Origin of the sequence: Lysinibacillus sp. NPDC093190, assembly GCF_050280425.1 — a bacterium.
In the GTDB taxonomy this organism is placed as follows: domain Bacteria; phylum Bacillota; class Bacilli; order Bacillales_A; family Planococcaceae; genus Lysinibacillus.
On the sequence record NZ_JBNNVG010000007.1, the window covers coordinates 91987 to 112720 of the forward strand.

General features: G+C 37.1%; 16 protein-coding genes. 4 read left to right on the plus strand and 12 right to left on the minus strand.

Annotation, left to right across the window (positions count from 1 at the left end; genetic code table 11):
- Positions 1-454: 454 nt before the first annotated feature.
- From argS to ACQKOF_RS08020, 7 genes are all read right to left on the minus strand, one after another.
- The gene (gene argS / locus ACQKOF_RS07990) at positions 455-2122 is read right to left on the minus strand and encodes an arginine--tRNA ligase (RefSeq protein WP_427555249.1); all 1668 of its coding nucleotides are present in this window, start codon (positions 2120-2122) and stop codon (positions 455-457) included.
- Entirely contained in the window at positions 2122-2553 is a 432-nt protein-coding gene (locus ACQKOF_RS07995; protein ID WP_427555250.1) for a DUF1934 domain-containing protein, read from the minus strand. Before ACQKOF_RS07995 ends, argS begins: the two co-directional genes overlap by 1 nt.
- A 201-nt stretch (positions 2554-2754) precedes the next feature.
- Positions 2755-3525 carry a CPBP family intramembrane glutamic endopeptidase gene (locus tag ACQKOF_RS08000; protein WP_427555252.1) on the minus strand — a complete coding sequence of 257 codons (771 nt, stop codon included), beginning with the start codon at positions 3523-3525 and terminating at the stop codon, positions 2755-2757.
- Positions 3522-4091, minus strand: coding sequence for a TetR/AcrR family transcriptional regulator (locus ACQKOF_RS08005; RefSeq protein WP_427555254.1), 570 nt, complete (start codon positions 4089-4091; stop codon positions 3522-3524). The genes ACQKOF_RS08000 and ACQKOF_RS08005 overlap by 4 nt, the downstream gene beginning before the upstream one ends.
- Positions 4092-4487: 396 nt before the next feature.
- Positions 4488-5246, minus strand: coding sequence for a CPBP family intramembrane glutamic endopeptidase (locus ACQKOF_RS08010; protein ID WP_427555256.1), 759 nt, complete (start codon positions 5244-5246; stop codon positions 4488-4490).
- 458 nt (positions 5247-5704) lie between these two features.
- A complete protein-coding gene (locus ACQKOF_RS08015) occupies positions 5705-5899 on the minus strand; it encodes a hypothetical protein (RefSeq protein ID WP_427555258.1) in 195 nt (64 codons plus the stop codon).
- A 99-nt stretch (positions 5900-5998) separates the two neighbouring features.
- A complete protein-coding gene (locus tag ACQKOF_RS08020; RefSeq protein WP_370044719.1) occupies positions 5999-6382 on the minus strand; it encodes a winged helix-turn-helix transcriptional regulator in 384 nt (127 codons plus the stop codon).
- A gap of 165 nt (positions 6383-6547) precedes the next feature.
- Here ACQKOF_RS08020 and ACQKOF_RS08025 point away from each other — a divergent pair, with 165 nt between their 5' ends.
- On the plus strand, positions 6548-7264 hold the full coding sequence (locus tag ACQKOF_RS08025) for a 3-ketoacyl-ACP reductase (RefSeq protein ID WP_376075001.1): 717 nt from the start codon (positions 6548-6550) through the stop codon (positions 7262-7264).
- Positions 7265-7499: 235 nt separating this feature from the next.
- On the opposite strand, the gene speB is transcribed toward ACQKOF_RS08025, so the two are convergent.
- Complete coding sequence (gene speB, locus ACQKOF_RS08030; protein WP_370044723.1) at positions 7500-8372, minus strand: agmatinase; 873 nt, start codon at positions 8370-8372, stop codon at positions 7500-7502.
- A gap of 435 nt (positions 8373-8807) precedes the next feature.
- Between speB and ACQKOF_RS08035 the strand changes: the two genes are divergently transcribed.
- Positions 8808-10862: a transglycosylase domain-containing protein gene (locus ACQKOF_RS08035; RefSeq protein ID WP_427555261.1), complete on the plus strand. Its 2055-nt coding sequence runs from the start codon at positions 8808-8810 to the stop codon at positions 10860-10862.
- Positions 10863-11216: 354 nt separating this feature from the next.
- On the opposite strand, the gene ACQKOF_RS08040 is transcribed toward ACQKOF_RS08035, so the two are convergent.
- Positions 11217-11732 carry a YwhD family protein gene (locus tag ACQKOF_RS08040; protein ID WP_427555263.1) on the minus strand — a complete coding sequence of 172 codons (516 nt, stop codon included), beginning with the start codon at positions 11730-11732 and terminating at the stop codon, positions 11217-11219.
- 169 nt (positions 11733-11901) lie between these two features.
- Here ACQKOF_RS08040 and ACQKOF_RS08045 point away from each other — a divergent pair, with 169 nt between their 5' ends.
- Entirely contained in the window at positions 11902-12087 is a 186-nt protein-coding gene (locus ACQKOF_RS08045) for a 2-hydroxymuconate tautomerase (protein ID WP_370044727.1), read from the plus strand.
- 222 nt (positions 12088-12309) lie between these two features.
- Positions 12310-12978, plus strand: coding sequence for a class A sortase (locus ACQKOF_RS08050; RefSeq protein WP_427555265.1), 669 nt, complete (start codon positions 12310-12312; stop codon positions 12976-12978).
- 50 nt (positions 12979-13028) lie between these two features.
- Here the strand turns inward: ACQKOF_RS08050 and ACQKOF_RS08055 are convergent, their stop codons facing one another.
- From ACQKOF_RS08055 to ACQKOF_RS08065, 3 genes are all read right to left on the minus strand, one after another.
- The gene (locus tag ACQKOF_RS08055) at positions 13029-18206 is read right to left on the minus strand and encodes a collagen binding domain-containing protein (RefSeq protein WP_427555267.1); all 5178 of its coding nucleotides are present in this window, start codon (positions 18204-18206) and stop codon (positions 13029-13031) included.
- Between the two features lie 480 nt (positions 18207-18686).
- The gene (locus tag ACQKOF_RS08060) at positions 18687-20060 is read right to left on the minus strand and encodes an HD domain-containing protein (protein ID WP_427555269.1); all 1374 of its coding nucleotides are present in this window, start codon (positions 20058-20060) and stop codon (positions 18687-18689) included.
- Between the two features lie 352 nt (positions 20061-20412).
- Entirely contained in the window at positions 20413-20637 is a 225-nt protein-coding gene (locus ACQKOF_RS08065) for a DUF1450 domain-containing protein (protein ID WP_049667962.1), read from the minus strand.
- Positions 20638-20734: the final 97 nt, after the last annotated feature.

Consider the following 20734-nt stretch of genomic DNA (forward strand, 5'->3'; position numbering starts at 1 on the left):
AAGAGATGAATTGGGATATTTCGGAGTGCTGTTCGTCAGTTTGGCTGGTCTATCCGTCGGTTCGTCTGTTCCTTCCGTCGCTCTGGAGGGGCTTTCCGTCACTTCGATGGACCTATCCGTCGCCTCCGCTTCTATCCGTCGGTTCGTCTGTTTTTTCCGTCGCTCTGGCGGGGCTTTCCGTCGCTTTGACTGCTCTATCCGTCGCTTCAGCGGTTCTATCCATCAAGTCCTTATATTGTGTAAAATTCTATAAAAAGTTTTTCAACCCTGACTTTAGTTTTGTCAAATTGTCCAGCTTATGTTGGAATTCGCCGCTAAAAGTGTGAATTGCGCCGCTAACCAAAGGAGGAACGCCGCTAAAACCCGAAATTCCGCCGCTAAGCACAAGACCAAGTCCATTTCAACATAAAAAGCCCCCGGCACATTGTTGTGCCGGGGGCTAGGAAGACTATTATTACATTTTTTCCGGTGCAGATACGCCGATTAAGCGTAATGCGTTGGCAATTGTTGTACGCACAGCAGTAATAAGCGCTAAGCGAGCTTCTGTTTGCTCTTTATTTGAAGCATCTAACACTTTTTCAGCGTTATAGAAGCTGTGGAATGCAGCTGCTGTTTCTTGAATATAGTTGGCGATACGGTGTGGTGTACGGTGTTTCGCAGCATCTGCTACCACTTTCGGGAAGTCGCCCACTTTTTTCAGTAAATCAATTTCTTTTTCAGCAGTTAACAGAGTTAAATGATCTGTTGTTGCAGCAAATCCTTGCTCATTCGCTGAGCGTAAAATAGAAGAAATACGTGCATGTGCATATTGTGCATAATACACTGGGTTTTCATTTGATTGAGATACGGCAAGGTCAAGGTCAAAGTCCATGTGAGAATCGCCCGCAGTTTTCACGAAGAAATAACGAACTGCATCTAAGCCAACCTCTTCTACAAGCTCACGCATTGTAACAGCGTTCCCTGTGCGTTTAGACATTTTGAATTTCTCACCGTTTTTATAAAGCTGAACCATTTGGATAATTTCTACTTCAAGTGTATCACGGTCGTAGCCAAGTGCTTGAATAGCAGCCTTCATACGTGGGATATAACCGTGGTGGTCAGCTCCCCAAATATTAATTAATTTATCGAAGCCACGTACAATTTTATCCTCATGGTATGCGATATCTGGAGTTAAATATGTGAAAGAGCCATCATTTTTAATTAACACGCGGTCTTTATCGTCGCCAAATGTTGTCGAACGGAACCAAGTAGCACCGTCTTCTTCAAATACATGACCATTGGCTTTCAGTTTATCTAACGCTACTTCAATTTTGCCGTTTTCATACAGAGAAGTTTCTGAATACCACACATCAAAGTTTACACGGAAGTTTGCAAGGTCTGTTTTTAACTTGTCTAATTCTAACGCTAAACCATGTTGACGGAAGAATGCAAAACGTTCTTCTTCAGATTTTGATAAAATTGCATCGCTATGCTCTCCTGCTAGTTTACCAGCGATTTCAATAATATCTTGACCGTGGTAGCCATCCTCTGGCATCTCAGCATCCAACCCTAAAGCTTGCTTATAACGTGCTTCAAGTGAATAAGCTAAGTTATTAATTTGGTTACCTGCATCGTTAATGTAGTACTCACGAGATACATTGAAACCTGCCATATCTAGCACATTACATAATGAATCCCCTACAGAAGCTCCACGTGCGTGACCTAAATGAAGATCACCTGTTGGATTTGCAGATACGAATTCAACTTGAACTTTTTCTCCCGCCCCAGCATTAGAACGACCATAGTCAGCACTTTGCTCAAGCACTGCTTTTACTACACCTGCTAGGAAATCTTTACGAACAGTAATATTCATGAAACCAGGGCCAGCAATATCGATTTTCTCAATATCTGTACCTGCTGTTTCAAGATTTTCTAAAATGGCTTCTGCAATCGTACGAGGTGGTTTTTTTGCTAATTTCGTTAATTGCATAGCAATATTTGTCGCATAGTCTCCATTTGCCTTATCTTTCGGTGTTTCAAGGTGAATATTTAACTCTGTGCCAGCATCGACTAAGCCAGCTTTTTCAACAGCCTGCGCAATCGCTGCTTTAATGGCTTGTTGTACTTGTTCTACTGCGTTCATCATTGTACCTCCGTAAATGTAATGTCTAATTTATAATTGCCAACGGATTGCCCACCCATTAGTAAGTCGTACTGTACATGGAAATCTCCGCTTACTGCCTGTTTTGTATACGTCATTTTTTTCGTGTGGATGACGAGTGGCATTGAACCGAATTCACTTTCATAATGACCTATTTGTTGTTCAATTATGTTAAGTGGTAGTCGCATTTTTACTGCTCCAGCACGCATAATTAATGCCTGTTCATTGCCTAGCTTCATAGTTGTGCGGATGGTTTTATCCTCCTGCACCTCTTCATATTTCAAATACATGCTTCCTGCTTTTTCAAGTAGCTGCCCTGTCAGCCACATTTCATAACTTTCAGACTCCCCATCAATCGGGTGAATCGTAGAAATGAGCTTAATGTTCACCTGCGATCTTGCTTCGTTCGCCATTACGGACGCTCCCTTTTTATGTTTTTACTATAACCTTTTTATTATAGGATGAATCCTCATATTTTTTCAAGGTTTAATCATTGTCACAAATCCCTTGGAATTTTACGGATTGCTGTATGTTAAGAAGCTTTGACATAAGAAGACTAGACAAAAAAGCATCCACTCAAATTGAAGAGTAGATGCTTTTTTAACGCGTCGAGTTTAAACGTAACTTTCAGACTTTCCTTTATTTATTATTGATCCCACCCTATCTTTTTTAGTAAATAAAGCTCTCCAGAAATAAATTGCGAGACCCATTAACACTAAACAATGGAAGACATAAATAGAAACAGAAAGAACATTCGGCTCACTATCGGTCAAGAATGCAATAAAATCATGCATAGCGTGCCAGACAATCAGGAAAATAATACTTTTTGTCTTTGCTACAATTTCTGCACAAACTAGCCCAAAGAGGAATGCATAAGTAACTTGTAGTAATGTCATTAAAAAATCCTGACCGGAAAATAAATTTGCAAGATGTCCAATACTAAATAAAATTGAGGAACCTATAATAGCCACTTTAAGCCCTTTTGCCGATAAATATTTGAAAACTAGGCCTCGGAAAATAAGCTCTTCACAAAAACCAACGGCAATAACAAATAGAAGTAAAATCAATACATACTGCGCAGAAAAACCATCTTTATCAGTAATACCATTCAAGAATGAAACCAGCTCAGAAACAACGATAACAGCTATCCACGCCTCTGCTTTAAACTTTCTAAATCCGAAATCTTGGAAAGAGAATTTACTTTTTTTCATGATCCAAAGAGTAATTAGAACACCAGCTGTAGTGAAGATAAATTGAATCAAACATATGGAGCTTAAGCTAGTTATATTTTTGACAGATACAATTACACCAGCTATGGTAGGAAAAATAAGTGCAAGCACAGTAAATAATATTGATAAAAGAATAGGTGAATTTTTCATTTTCATTTATTTTCTCCATTCAACAATTTTTGTTTAACACCTTCATAAACCTCTTTTAAAATACCCTCAATTTCCGAGCTATCTAAATCGCAAGTATTCGTCGCACACATTGTCGCTATTCCGTGCGTAGTTAACCAAATATCTATAAATAAAGATCTAGCAGAGGTTTGAGTTAATCCTGTTAAATTAGAAATTAATGCTATAATTCCTTGGTTTTCTACGTCATTTACCAAATCTGAAAAGCTCGAGATCTTATATTTATTGGATAGGAATAACAGCTCAAATAACTTTTTTTCTTCGCGAGCAAAGTTAATATAAGCTAACCCCATTCCTAAAAAAGAACTTTCTTGCAAACCCTGAAACATTCTCTCGTTATAAAGATTGCCAGCTCTTTCATATATTGCATACTTCAAATCGTCCATACTCGAGAATAATCGAAATATAGGCTTTGTCGAACAACCTAACTCTTTTGCTAAATCCCTTGCATTCACACTATCAATGCCACTCTTCCTAACCATTTCAAAAGCACAATCCAATAAAATTGCCTCTGTAAATCGCTCTTTTGGTGCCAAAAAAATTGCCTCCTATCAATAGGTAACATTCGTTACCTATAATGTAACAGTATTTCCCTATTAATGTCAATAAGGTATTCAAAAAAATTCCAAAGAAATAAAAGAAGCTCACTTTGTAAATGAGCCCCCTTTTTCAATAGCTATTGTGATAAACAAAGGTATCCTTGAAATGATTATGTTAGTCAAGTTTTAAAAGCAAGCGGGTCTAAAAGTGAGCTCATTACGCTTCCTCACTTTTAGACCCACATTAATCAATTATGCCTCGGCATAATTGCGTCCAGAGGCTTTAACTTCTTTCAGCGGGTGTTTGGTCATCAGCTGAAGAAGTTAAATAAATTGTTTTATCTAGTCCAGTACCAGTTCTCTTAGCGGATTCCATTAAACGTAACTCTCAGGCTACCCATTGTTTATGATTATCGCTCCCGCCTTATCTTTCTTAATAAATAAAGCTCTCCAGAAATAAATTGCAAGACCAATTAACACTATACAATGAAAAACATAAATAGAAACCTCAAGGACATTCGGCTCACTTTTATCAGTCAAGAAAGCTATAAAATCGTGCATAGCGTGCCAGACAATTGGGAAAATAATACTTTTTGTCTTTGCTACAATTTCTGCACAAACTAGCCCAAAGAGGAATGCAAAAATAAGTTGTAGTAATGTCATAAAAAAATCCTGACCGGAAGCTAAATTTGCAAGATGTCCAATACCAAATAAAATTGAGGAGCCTATAATAGCCACTTTAAGCCCTTTTGCTGATAAATATTTAAAAATTAGACCTCGGAAAATAAGCTCTTCACAAAAACCAACGGCAATAACAAATAGAAGTAAAATCAATACATACTGCGCAGAAAAACCATCATTATCTGTAATACCATTTAAGAATGGAACCAGCTCAAAAATAACGATAACAGCCAACCACGCCTCTGCTTTAAACTTTCTGAATCCGAAATCTTGGAAAGCGAATTTACTTTTTTCCATAATCCAAAGAATAACTAGAACACCAACTGCAGTGGAGATAAATTGAATCAAAAATATAGTGCTTAAGCTACTTATATTTTTGATTGTTATAATTGCCCCAGCTATAGCAGGAAAAACAAGTGCAAGCACAGTAAATAATAATGATAAAAGAATAGGTGAATTTTTCATTTTCATTTATTTTCTCCATTCAATAATTTTTGTTTAACACCTTCAAAAATGTCTTTTTAAATACTTTCAATTTCCATGCTTAAGCTTTATCGAACAACCTAACTCTTTTGCTAAATCCCTTGCATTCACACTATCAACATCATTCTTCTTAACCATTTTAAAAGCACAATCCCAAAAAATCTGCCTCCATTCAATAGGTAACATGCGTTACCTATAATGCAAATTTTTTTTCCTGGCTATGTCAATAAGATATGTGAATCTAATCAAAAAGTTTCCAAAAAAAATAAATAAAAAAGCTCACTTTGTAAATGAGCTTTTTTCCCAAGAAAGCATGTTATCTCCCCATATCAATTGAACCCTGAAATGATTATGTTAGCCAAATACAAGTGGGGCTAAAAGTGAACTCTTATGCCTCCCCACTTTTAGCCCACATTATAAAATAAATTATATTACTTAAATTTCCCTCATTCCAAATTTAACAAATTCGAAATAATTTCTGCACTTCCTGGTGAAAACATAAATATTGAGAATGAAATACATAATAATCCTACAAATACAATGCCAATCTTCTTCATTAACAAAGATTGCTTTTTCATAAAAAGTCCTTTAAATATCAAAAACAGCCCTACAAATAAGATTAAGAAATACCAAACTCCCATTAGCTCACCCCTTTTACAAAAAAGACGTTACAGGTTACGGAAAGTTCAACTGTCTTAAGGGCATTAAAGTTAAAAACAGCAACGACTATTTAAATCATCCTAAATGACCTCGTTATTACTTTCTTGTTTAATTTGATCGATTCTCTTTTTACCCCAATCATACATCATCTCAACGATTGGTAATAACGTCATCCCTAGTTCTGTCATGGAATATTCGACTTTCGGAGGGACTTCTGGAAACACTTCTCGATGAACAATCCCATCTTCCATCAGTTCACGTAATTGGTTTGTTAATATCTTATGAGATATTTTCGGAAAAAGTCTTTGAAGCTCACTGAAACGATGCGTCCCTTCTACACCTAAATGCCACAAAATAACTACTTTCCATTTCCCGCTAATAATTGATAAGGTAAGTTCTTTTTCGCAATGATAATCGTTATTTAATATTCTCTCTTTTATCTCTTCTCTTAATTTATCTGACATAGAGCTAACTCCCTTTTCATGTAAGTAACTTTTAGTAACCTCCGCACCAAAAAGTGCACTCTTCACAATGTATAAAACCGTAGTAAAATGAGGATAGTCTTAAAGATAAATCTTAATCTATTTTTTCGTCTAAATAAAATTATCTCAACTAAAGGAGCGAATAACATGCAAACAATCGCAGGAAAAGTGGCGTTAATTACAGGTGCAGGACGTGGAATTGGACGCGCAACAGCAGTAGCTTTTGCGCAAGAAGGTATTCACGTAGGTCTTGTTGGACGTACGCTTGAAAATTTACAACAAGTAGCAGAGGAACTTAAACAGTATGATGTGAAGGTAGCAATCGCTGTGGCAAATGTGGCGGATTTAGACTCTATTACTACAGCCGTTGAATCTATTCGTGGTGAGCTTGGCGCCATCGATATTTTAGTAAACAATGCCGGTATTTCAAAATTCGGTAGCTTCATGGACTTAACGCCTGAAGAATGGACAAATATTATCGATGTCAACGTAAAAGGTGTGTACTACACAACACGCGCTGTATTACCGGAGATGATCGAGCGCAATACAGGCGATATCATTAATATCTCCTCAACAGCTGGTCAAAAAGGTGCACCAATTACAAGTGCATACTCGGCTTCAAAAGCTGCAGTTATCGGATTAAGTGAATCATTAATGCTTGAAGTGCGTAAGAAAAATATTCGCGTTACAACTTTAACGCCAAGTACAGTTGCTACAGATATGGCGGTTGAGCTAAACTTAACAGACGGTAATCCAGAAAAAGTGATGCAAGCAGAAGATTTGGCAGATTTAATGGTTGCACAGCTAAAACTTCATCCACGTGTTGTATTAAAACATGCTGGACTTTGGTCAACGAACCCTTAATAGAACTATTCGAAATCTCAAGGCGCTATCTTTTAGATGGCGTCTTCTTTTTTATAACGATAAGGAAAATGGGGCTAGCTTATAGCTAAACCCCACTCCAACCGGTTTATATCAATATTAGAAAACCCTACTTATTTTACCCAACCCAAAATCATTTCTCTTAGCAATTTAGAAGCTGTATTTGCGACTGGCGTTTCACTTTCGTCGCAGAATGCATTATTTATTGTTTCTGGTCTTATTTTACCCAACCCAAAATCATTTCTCTTAATAGTTTTGAAGCTGTATTCGCTGTCATTTCGGATGAGTCGTAGATTGGCGCTACTTCAACTAGGTCAAAGCCCACTACATTGACGTTACTTGCTGCAATCGCATGGATTGACGCTAGTAATTCTTTTGATGTAATCCCTCCGCAATCTACTGTTCCCGTACCTGGTGCATGTGCTGGGTCAAGTACATCTATATCAATCGTAACGTAAACATTACGTCCCGCTAAAGACGGTAATACTCCTTTTAATGGTTCTAGCACTTCAAATTTTGAAATGTGCATGCCATTTTCCTTCGCCCATTCGAATTCTTCCTTCATACCTGAACGAATACCAAATGAATAGACATTTTTCGGTCCGATATGTTCAGCAATTTTGCGAATAGGTGTTGAGTGAGAAAGTGGCTCCCCTTCATATTCTACACGTAAGTCTGTATGTGCATCGAAGTGGATAATTGCTAGGTCATCATATTTTGCTGATACAGCTTTCATAACAGGCCACGATACTAAATGTTCGCCGCCCATACCTACAGGAATCTTGTCATCTGCTAAAAGCTTCTCAATATACTTTTCAATTTCATCTAGCGAGCGCTGAGCGTTGCCGAATGGTAACGGTATATCACCCGCATCAAAATATTTCACTTCTTCTAGCTCGCGGTCTAAATATGGGCTATATTCTTCTAGTCCAATAGATACTTCACGGATACGCTGCGGACCAAAACGTGAGCCCGGACGATAACTAACTGTCCAGTCCATTGGCATACCATAAATGACCGCCTGAGCATCCTCATATGTAGGATGACTTTTTATAAAAACATTTCCTGAATAAGCTTCATCAAATCTCATTACTCGACCTCCACTATATTAGAAATTACTAAATTCATTTTCACCATTAGAGTTGATATCCGTTCCGACTAGGCGCTTTTCTGAGGCGGCCATCCTCATCACTCCAATCAACTTATACACATGACATATGTTCTAGCAAAATGGCATTCAAATCTTTCAATGATAAACCTTTTTATCATTACTCTATTAAGGACTTACAGGATTGTAATGAAACCTCTATCCTTGTATCCTCGTATACATTATTGGAACGTCTAGCAAAATTCGATTAAAATCTACAAGGTGGCATTCTTTTGTCGAACGCTAGCATTTCAAACAGTACAAAAAAAGTATAGATGTTTTTGAATAAAGTGCAATAGTTTTTACCAATAATTTCGATTAAATATGAATGTTCAGACACATACTATACGCAAGTGTGAGAAAACGAGGTGAAGTCGGATGCAGAGAAAAAGCTATCAACGTAAACAAAAGCGTGTAAAGCGTACGCGTAAAGCACTTACCCTTTTTATCGCCTTTACATCTGCAATTGTAGTAGCATTTATAGCTTTACGCGTCTATGTTCAAGTGGCTGGTGCCCCACCTTTAACCGTACCTAAAGCCTCTATTTTCTTAGATGAAAATGAGAACCAAATTGGGGATCACTTTACGAATGAACGACGTTATTGGGTTAGTCTCGATGAGATGTCCCCCTATTTAAAGCAAGCAGTAGTAGCTGTTGAGGATAAAGATTTTTATAAGCATGGCGGTTTGGATTTTTCTCGTATCGCTGGTGCATTATTAGTGGATCTTAAGGCTGGAGGTAAGGTTCAAGGAGCAAGTACAATTACACAACAATATGCTCGAAATCTATATCTTTCACATGAGAAATCGTGGACACGAAAATTAAATGAAGCACTATATGCTTATAGATTAGAAGTTTTTTATAATAAGGATGAAATACTGGAAGGCTACTTAAATACTGTTTACTATGGCCATGGTATGTACGGCGTAGAAGCTGCAAGTCGATTTTATTTCGGAAAATCTGCAAAAGATTTAACACTTGCGGAAGCAGCAATGTTAACTGGGGTTCCAAAAGGGCCAAGTATTTACTCCCCTATTGTCAATTTAGATAAGGCAACTAATCGCCAACACGTTATTTTAAAACTGATGACCGATCAAGGTGCTATTACGCAAGATGAAAAAACACGTGCAGAAAGTGAAAAGCTTGTCTTAAAGAGTGATAGCTGGGTAGCCACAAAATCTGTTGCACCATTTTTCCTAGACGTAGCCTGGCAAGAGTCTAGTGAAATTTTGAAATCAAAAAATCTCGATATTAGTGAAGGTGGCTGGACTATCCAGACAACTCTTAATCTAGAACACCAAAAGGCAGCAGAAGGAGCTGTAGCCAAACATATGCCTAATGATGATCTCCAAACTGCTTTTGTTAGTATGAAATCCAAAACAGGTGCCGTTACAGCATTAGTTGGAGGTCGTGACTATGCTACAAGTTCATTTAACAGAGTTACACAGGCAAAACGTCAGCCAGGCTCAACCATTAAACCTATTTTATATGCGGCTGCTTTAGAAAATGGTTATACACCTTTAACATATTTAAATGTAGGTGAGACGACTTTCACTTATGATCATGGACGTGCCACATATTCACCAAAAAATGTTAACGGTCAATTTGCAAAGCATGATATGTCAATGGCACAAGCTATCGCTATTTCTGATAATATTTACGCTGTTAAAACTTTAGAGGAGATTGGATTTAAAGCATTTCACAATATGGCAAATCGCTTCAACGTGAATATCGGTACTAAGGACAATTTATCCATCGCACTTGGAACGACCGAAACAACATTATATGAAATGACGAATGCTTATAATATTTTAGCATCGCAGGGTAAAAAAACTACTCCTACTACTATTGTTTCTATTAAAAATGCTAATGGCGATATCATCTACGAAAATAAAGAAGTTAGTAATGAAGATGAGACAGTTCTCTCAAAAGAAAATACGTATATCTTAACAGAAATGATGACAGGTATTTTCGATCCAGTCTTTAGCGATTATTCTCCAGCTACAGGGATTGGCATTCGCTCTCGCATGACGCATACGTATGCAGCAAAATCTGGCTCTACAAATAGCGATCAGTGGCTAATTGGATTTACACCTAGCTTAACTGCCGGCGTGTGGAACGGCTATGACCAAGGAAAAAATCTAACGGAAAGAGAAGATACTGCATCTACAAAGCAAATTTGGATTGACTTTATGGAGGCTGTCAATAAAGGTACAAAGAACGAAGATTTTGCAAAGCCTAAAGACGTTAAAGGTGTGGTCATCGATATTGAATCAGGTAAGTTAGCAACAGATGCCTGCCCTAAACAACGTCTCGTCTATATGGATGCGAAAGATGTACCAACTGAAAAATGTTCAAACTTCGATATTCTCGATACCAATACATGGGGTAATTTCTGGAACATGCTTCCATTCTCTATTTTCAAAAATTAACGAATCATGTGGAACCTTTATTAGGTACAAACGTTTCAATTAACGAAGGCTCTCGACAAAGTAACAGACATATACAAAAAAGAAAAGCTTTCTCTTCCCCGGAGACGTGTCCGTGGGAACAGAAAGCTTTTCTTTTTATTTATGGTTCGCGAAGTAGATGAGCATCATGGGGCATTTGGCTTGGGTTTGGGTTGTTCAAATGCCGCATAGCGCTCATCACATTCGCAGAACCAAGTGTCCTAGCTTACTAAAATGTAAGCTCTTTATCAAGTTTACTTTGTTTCAAACCCACTTTCAACCTTATATCGAAAGCGAACATGAAATGTCACAGATTGTTCAATCATTGTAGGTCTATTAAACAAATAAATCTTGACGCAATTGCTCCTCACTACGTGCCCACAAGTCCGGATTAAGCTCTTCTAGGAAAGAAGATAACACCTTTTTAGATCGTGCATCCATATGTTCTACAATAATATAACGCTTCATAGATTTATCCATTCTATTCACATGATCAGCTAAAATTTTATAGCCACGACGTTTTTCTCGATTGACTACCATTTCACACGCTGTTACACCCGCATAGTAAGGTCCATCCGCTTTATGGTCTATTGTCACCCACACTAACCAATACGGTTTCCCACCTTCTGAATCAGCACGATCTGTCGTAAATTTAATACCTCGTTCCACATCACTGCGAGCATGCATAGCACCGATTTCAACTGATGCCGTCCCCTCTTCTATATCGATAATGACTGGCGATACGTTTTCTAGTGAAAGCGAACCGATACCAAATCCCTTATGTCCATCTGTTGGGTCATTTTTGATAATAGTAAAGCCCATTTTTTGTTTTGGTTTTTCTTCATTTGCCATACTCTAACTACCTCCATTCTGCTATTATAAAAGTAAAGCATAGTTAAGCGCATTAGCGCCGTAATGATAGCGACACTGGCATTGCGCAAATGCCTACATACAAGTAAGAAGTTTATATACTTTCTTATAAACTTACTATACAACATTATTCAATAAAGGAGGCAATATTATGCCATACGTAACAGTGAAAATGCTTGAAGGTCGTACAGACGAACAAAAACGTGCACTAGTAAAAGAAGTAACCGAAGCCGTTTCTCGTACAGTAGACGCGCCACCAGAAAACGTAACAGTTTTCATCGAAGAAATGCCTAAAAACCATATCGGTGTTGCAGGCGTGCGCTTCAGTGATAAATAAAGATTAGAACGGGTAGAGCACATAAAGCTCTACCCATTTTTAACGTATGGTAACTTTACGAGTGCTTTACAACATTTGGAATGCTGTAATTGCCTTGTTATCGGCGTTTTTCAGTTTTAGCGGCGGAATTTGACCTTCTACCGGCGATTCTCCCAGTTCTAGTGATGGAACTTGACCTTCTGCCGGCAACTCGTAATTTCAATACTAGGATGTGATCTATAAATGAATAAATTTAAACTGTCACTACTCATTTGTATGCTCATCGTTGGCCTCTTACTTATTTTTATTAATCCCATTCAAAATGCAATCATCGCTCACTTGAGTAAACAACTAAATACAACTGATTACAGTGCAGAGGATATTGAAAAAAACAATAATGCAGATGCCGATTTTGAATTTGATGCAGTGCAATCTCTATCCATTGCAGAAGTTTTAAAAGCCCAAACAACCGCAAATAAAATGCCTGTCATTGGTAGTATCGCTGTCCCTAGTGTTGGGATGAAACTTCCTATCGTCAAAGGAGTTGGGAATGCCTCTCTTGCCGTTGGAGCAGGCACAATGAAGCCTAATCAAAAAATTGGACAAGGAAACTACGCATTAGCAGGTCATTACTTTGAGGAAAAAGATATTTTATTTGGCCCCTTATACAAAGCGAGCATAGGAGATACGATTTATTTAACGGATTTAACGTATATTTATGAGTACAAAATAACGACTAAGGAAATCATCGCTGCAACGGATATTTATGTTATTGATGACATCCCTGACAAAACTATCTTAACCCTCGTGACATGCGCTGATAAAGGTACGAAACGACTTGCCGTTCAAGCAGATTTTATCGAGCAATATCCATTCGACCAAGCACCAGCAAAACTATCAGAGACTTTTTAGTATAAGAAAAGCCCCAAGATTTTATAATCTTGGGGTTTTCTTATTGAAAATTATTTCACTTCTGTATTGCGACGACGCAATAAGAATAATGCACCTAGAACAAGAGCTACACCAATTAGTGCAAGAGCCGTTTGGTTTGCTCCATTTGTTTGTGGCAGCTGGCCTTGCGCCTTTAACTGTGCTTCCATTTCTTTAGCATTTGCTTTGATTTTGTCAATATCAAGAGATTTTGCTACTTCTTCCTGTTCCTCTTTAGATAACTTGTTGTATTTATCGAGGAAATCCTTATATGCATCTAAAGTGTCTTTATTTGCTGTAGAAGGATTGTATGGCTTTAAGTCTTTCCCTTGATCAATGACTTCTTGTACAGATGGTTTAGTTGTTTCAGGTTTTCCAGGATTTGTTGGGTTTTTCGAATCTGTTGTTGGGTTACCTGGATTTTCTGGATCAACTGGTTTCTCCGGATCTGGATTTGGTTTGTTTGGATCAACTGGCTTCTCTGGATCTGGATTCGGTTTGTTTGGATCAACCGGTTTCTCTGGATCTGGATTTGGTTTGTTTGGATCAACCGGTTTCTCTGGATCTGGATTTGGTTTGTTTGGATCAACTGGTTTCTCTGGATCTGGATTTGGGCCTGGGCCTGGATTTGGACCTGGGCCAGGGTTTGGACCTGGATCAGGTTTTGGTTTTACTAATGCAGAACATGTATCTTTTACAGTAAATGAGCCAATTAAACCACTTCCCTCATATACATAGTACGTACCTTGTTTAATAGCTTCGTTTGGCAATAAAACCGTTCCAACAACACTAGTTGTTAGAACTTCACTGTTGTCTACACCTTTAACGATATTACCATTAGCATCTTTTACTGTTATCTTTGCATTCGCATTAGGCGTTCCAAATTTATTTTGTACAGTTAATGTAAATGAAGGACATGCAGGTGCTGCTGATACTTCTGCTTCACATTTAACTGAATATTTAACTGTTATTTGACCAATGAATAGATCACCTTGATATACACTATATTCACCTGAAGGAATTTCTTTAGGTTGAATGGTAATTTGACCTAACTCATTTGTTGTTTGGTTTGTAGCAATAATTGCCCCTGTTTTGTCTTTGATTGTGATGTTGCTAACATTAGGACGTGGTTTGCCATTTTCATCCTTCACCGTTAATGTAAATAATTTGCATTTTGGTGCTGGTTGAACTGATTTTTTACATTCGATATTTGTTTCGAATGTACCAATTTCTTCACCATCTACTTCAATTGTGTAAGTACCTGGTTCTAAATTAGTTAATTCAATAACACCTGTTGTAGTTGTTGTGTTAATAATTTCGTTACCATCAGTATCTTTAACAACGATTGTTGAAGTACCCTCAGTAATATTATTACCATCCACATCTTTTACAGTTAGTTCAAACTTTTCGCATTTTGGTGCTTGTTTAACAATAAATTCATGCCCACAGTCTTCTGTGTACGTTAAAGTTACTGTTCCTAAGAATTGGTTACCTTCGTACACCGCGTACTCACCTGGCTTTAAGCCATTACTAGGATTATTTTTATTAGACTCAAAAATAAACTTACCTGACGCATTAGGTGACATCTTTACTTCTTTAGTACCCGATTTTAAAGTTAACTCTTTTATATTTGTACGGATATTTCCTTCTGTATCTTCAACCACGATTGTGAAGTTATCGCACTTAGGTGCTGGTTGAATACTCTCCATACATTTGTCATTGTACTCAACTGTAATCGTCTTTATCGTTACACCATCATAAACAACATCGTACTGACCTGCTTTAACTTGGTCTGGAGTAAAAGTAGCTTTACCGTTTTTAATGATATGATCTTCTGATAAACCCGTGACTTTACTTACTAATGTTACTGTTCCATTAACTAATTCACCGTCAATATCATATACTGTTAATTCAAATTCTGTACACGCTAAACCACTTAATGGTTTGTTTTCAATTTCAATCACTTGGAAACCGGCATACTTACCTGATGTTTCTATTTCTTTTGCATCAAGTTCAAACTCTTTTGTTAATGGTTCATAGCCTGGCTGTGTTTCCTCAATTACTTTATATTTCTTACCAGCAGTACTTGGCGCTAATTTTAAGCCGTAGTCTAAATAGCCATCTGCATCTGTTGTTTTTGACGCTAACACTGTGTTACCTGTGTATGGCCCTTTTAAGTCAAACTTAACGTTTTCCATTGGTAGACCTGTTGCTGCATCTGTTTTAATAATGACGAATGGTACTTTACCAACTTTACCACCACCATCATAAGTGAAGTTTGCTTTATTAAACACATCAGTGCCTTGATTACCCTCTTTACTAGTATAAGCAACATTTACTGTGTTGTTTAAATTCTCACCTGAAGCTCCCATAAATACTGTAGAGTACGTAACATAATAGGCTTTATCACCATCAGGTAATTTTAATGTAAATGTACCTTTTTCAATATCAACATTTATATTAGCATCTGATAAAGTAATTTTTTGACCACGAGTTGGTGTTGAATTAGTCCCTTTAAAATTCATTTCATATACTTCAAATGAATCTTTTAAGATCAATTGGTTTGGATTACCTTCGCTGTCTTTACCTACAGCGTCCGTAATAACAATGTTATTTAACTGTGACTGCGCATAGTTAAACTTAAAATTCCAGTTAACTTGCGGTGAAGTACCTACTTGATTTCCTGTTTTATCTAAGATTTTCTTAGTATGAGAAACCGGTACATCTTTCTTCCATTCTGCGTTTGGTTTAGTACTTGTTCCTTCATACAATGCTGCTTTATTACTAATTATAATGTCTGAACCGTGTGGGAATACATCATCAGCGTCTACTGATGTATACGTCACCTTATAAGGTCCTTTAATCGGTCCTAATTCAAGTACAATTTCATGATCGTTACCTGAAGTATTAGGAATATTTTTTGTTGAGCCTGGTACAAATTGTCCTGCTGCATTTAATGTACCTTCAGTTACTGTAATACCAGTCACTTTTTGAGAAGGATCTAGTGTATCTTTAAATACCGCTTCCTTGAATTCATTGTAGTTAAAGTTTAGCTCAACATCCCAATGGAATGTTTTTGATTCATAATCGTAATAACCATCTTTCTTACCATTTGCTTTTTGTTCATCTTTAATTGTTTGCGTTGCTGAATCAAACGACTCCGCTGTGAATACCCCAGTGTCTTTCAATTTCACAGTATTAGTGTAAATACGAGTATTTGTACCAGCATCCTTAATTTCATAGTCTGTTGTATACTTAATTTCAATTACACCACTAACATCTTTATTCAATTCAAGAATAAATCCTGTTTCTTTACCATCAACTACTGTTGTATTTAAAGTGAATTCTGTAAAATCAGCACCATCAACAGTAACAGTTAAACCATCTTTTAATGTTAGTAACGAACCATCATACGTATCTTCAAATGTTGTACCTGATTTCAACGCATATTTCGCTTGGTTCGCCACGATCTTCCACGACATTGTTTTGTTTTGATAGTCAACGCCCGTAGGAGATTTGGCTAATATTAGAGCTTTCTTTTGATAAGTAGAATATGCAATATTTTTCAGATCTGTGTAATCAGTAATATCCGCACGAGTAACTGTATTTGTTACTGTTAAGTTCTTTGTTGGATATACACCGTCAGAAGGCTTTGTTTTGTATTTAATAACATATGCGCCTGTTACATTGCTATTAAATGACAATATAAAACCATTTGTTCCATTATGAATTAATTTATACTCCCCAGTAACAGGAGTGCCATTTTCGTCATAAACCTCTACATCTCCAGCTAAGATTTGAGTATCGTCCCATGTATCAGTTAATACTGCTTGGGCTGCTGGAATATTACGTTTATTAAAGTTGTATTTAATCGTCCATTCTGTTGTTAAGTCAGCAATATTTGGACCTGAACTTGACTTTTCTAAAGGTGTACCGAATTTAACAGGTACTTTTATTTCTTTTGTTTGTGTTCCATTGTAATTAGCAACGTTACCAAATTCTGTTTTATCAACATTACCTGGGTCACCAATTTTTGTTGTGTAAGTAATACGGTAACCTGTATGTTCCTTATTAGGTAAGTCAATTGACATTGTATTACCACTAATTGTTGTCGTTGGTGCTGGTGTTAATTCGTTACCTACTGTTATAGCCCCCGTTGGAGAAATACTTAATTCTGTTACAGTTGGGCTACCTTCAAAGCTATGCTGACCTGATAATGTGTCAGTAAATGTTGTATTACCAGTGCCTGTATTAACATCTAAGTTTGTATTGACATCTACTACCCATGTAATCAATTCACTGTTTTGACCATCACGGTCTGCTGTACCTGATTTAGTAATTGTTTGACCGCTATTAGCTGGTTTGAAATTCAGTGAAATTGTCTGGAATCCTGGCACTTCGATATTCTGTAACCAATCATTACCTACTGATTGTAGTTTACCTTTAATAGTGAAATAAACATCTTCTACGATTGTACCAGCATTAGTTTCATCACGAATTGCATCTGTGAATGTAAGTTTAGCAGTTTGCCCTGAAACCACTACGTTACCAATTAACGTACCTTGATAATATAAAGGTGTGTCTCCACTTAGACCTGCAAACTGACTCGGCAATGTATAAGTTAAAGTTGACCCTGCACTATATTGGTGACCTGGGATTAAACTTAAATCCACTCTAAATTCTACTTTATCTCCAACTTTACCTTGTGCCGATGTTTCAGAAACTTCTGCATCATTAATTTTTAAAGTGATTGTCTCTTTAAAATTAGGGTCTTCTCTATCAACAGGTAGACCGGGTATTATTGGTGCATTCAATAGCTGTGGTGATTTACCTTCTACTGGTATTTCAGCATCTGCCCCTTCTCCCTCAAGATCATCTGCACTTAGATTTTCATCATCCGTGCTTGGTTTTTTACCATCTGCACTTGGGTTTTTACCATCTGCACTTGGGTTTTTTTCATCTGCGCTTTGGTTTTTTTCATCTGCACTTGGATTTTTATCATCTGCGCTTCTTGTTTCTCCATTTGTGGTACTAGCATTACCACTAGATTCTACGTTGTTTGTGCCAGCTTCTTGTTCAGTACCTGCTTGTTGCTCTGGCAATGTTGAAGAAGTATCTTCATCTGCAAACACCGATATCGGTGAAAGCACTGTTTGGAATACGAGTAGCATTAAGATAATTGCTATGTTTATTTTTTTTAATTTCTTCATGTTTCTCTCCTTTTCTAAGTTCAGAGAATACCTGTTGATGTTTGCTGACGACGATGCATCCTTTCTGTAAAGGTACACAAACATAGGTTGGTCTCTCTTTCCTTCTATTCAGCTGTCGTCATACATTTTAATAAGTACTTCGAATAGGCAATCATGATGACTTATGTATGTTCGATGTACAATTTGAATGTATACATAGTACTTTTGTGACACCTCCAATAATTGGCCTCACCTCCCTTAGGGTTTTAGGCTCATTATAAGAGATGATACTAAACAATTTCTAAACAATCACGGACTTTCTATTTAAAAAAATCTAAAAAATTCTATATATTTTCCACTTTTTTCATTTTTATACACAACAAAAAAACAGCGAAAATATCTCTAATAGAGTATTTTCACTGTTTTTCACTATAGTTATGTTGAAATACTATTTAATTCAAGTATTTTATATACACATTTTTATACACAAAAATTTTTTTATTAATTTTTCCCCTGTCCTTGAAGTAAGGTTAATATTTGTTCCTTCACAACGGGGTGGATACTGTTGTCCTCTAAGAAATCTAGTGGGAAATATACTTTATGATCTCGCTTCATGCGACCAGAAATCGAATCTACAATAATAGATTCACGCGATAGCTCTCGTAGTTCTCCATTTTTCATTTCTAAGAAAATAGGAACTCGCACTTCTTCCTCTCCTGGTCGATAAAAATCATAAGGTAAATCTGCTGTCGTATCGTGGACAAGATAATATTCTGGATTTAAATCAGCTTGTTTGAAGAGTTCTTGTAGTTTTTGATATTTATCTAGCTCTACACCTGGATCTAAATCGATGTACTGAAATAGCTTTCGATTAACAAAACGGCGACTTAAGTCACTTAATATAGCGTCTTCCTCTTGCATCCAAAGCTGAAAATATGTAAAAAGAATACTCTCATCTAATGCAAGATAGTCCTCAAGCGTAATTGAGTTGCGGAAAAATGCTAAAAAGTGTGTAGGCTCGTGCTTAAATTTGTAGCCTGTCAAGCTTAGTTGCTTAGCGCGTTTTAAAATATTATTTAAAACAACCTCTGCACTGCGAGATACTGGGTGGAAATAAATTTGCAAGTACATTTGATAGCGGCTCATTATATAATCCTCTACCGCATGCATGCCCGTCGCCTTAATAACGACCTGATTTTTTCGTGGACGCATCACTCTTAAAATACGTTCCATATCAAAATGACCATAGCTTACGCCAGTGAAATAAGCATCACGCTGTAGGTAGTCCATACGATCAGCGTCTATTTGACTCGATATTAAACTAACGACCTGCTTATTTGGATATGTTTTTTCAATTACCTGTGATACTTTCTCCGGGAAATCAGCCGATACTTTTTTTAATACTGCATTTACTTCTGTATCGCCAAGCAAAATTTGTCTTGTATAAAATTCATGATCCAGCTCAAAAACATTTTCAAAAGCATGTGAAAATGGCCCATGCCCTAAATCATGTAATAGGGCTGCACAAAGCACAAGCAGTCGTTCACCTTCATCCCATTCAGGACGACCTGCAAATATATCATCTACTATGCGGCGTACAATTTCGTAAACGCCTAGTGAGTGACTAAAGCGGCTATGCTCTGCACCATGGAATACTAAAAACGTTGTACCTAGCTGGCGAATTCGACGTAATCGTTGAAATTCTTTCGTACCAACTAGATCCCAAATCGCTTGATCCCGTACATGCACATAGCGATGCACTGGGTCCTTGAATACTTTTTCCTCTTGTAATTTAGCTTTTGCATAATGTGTCAATTGTACAGCACCTCCGTTTCCTATTTGTTCTATTATATGCGATTTATATAGGACTAGCATACATATTCCCTTTTAATTATAGAGACTATCAACCTAACTCACTGTATTCTCGTCTTATTTTAGGTTTCTATTGACCTAATTTCCAAGAGATGGCGCGAAAATAAAGCTTCTCGCCCCTCACTTTATGACGTTCTATCCGTCGCTTTGGCTTTTCTTTCCGTCACCTGATGGCCTTGACTCTTCTTTCCGTCGCTCCGATGATTCTATCCGTCGCTTTGGCTCTTCTTTCCGTCACCTCGAGGTCTATCCGTCGCTCTAAATCTTTTATCCGTCGCTCCGATGACTCTATAGATGTACGGAAAAAACAAAAACTATCTCCAACTAGACTAGTGAAGATAGCGCTTTGTTTTGCTTATTTCTTTAACTTTGCTAAAACCTTTTCCATTAGTTCTTCTTCCGTTAATGCAGCAACAGGACGGCTATTTACAAAGGTAAATGTTTTTTTACGTCCTGGGCCACAATAGGAATGACAGCCAATTTCGATGGTTGCATCAGGATCGATTTCCTTTAATTTTGGAATTAACGTTTTTAAGTTAACGGCCTGACATTCATCGCAAACTTTAAATTCGTTTGCCATTTTGTCAACAACCCTTTCTATATAGTATTTTTTTAATCTAAAAATCGTTTCTATGGAACGTATGACTTTCACATATTTAAGTATGTAGCATACGTAC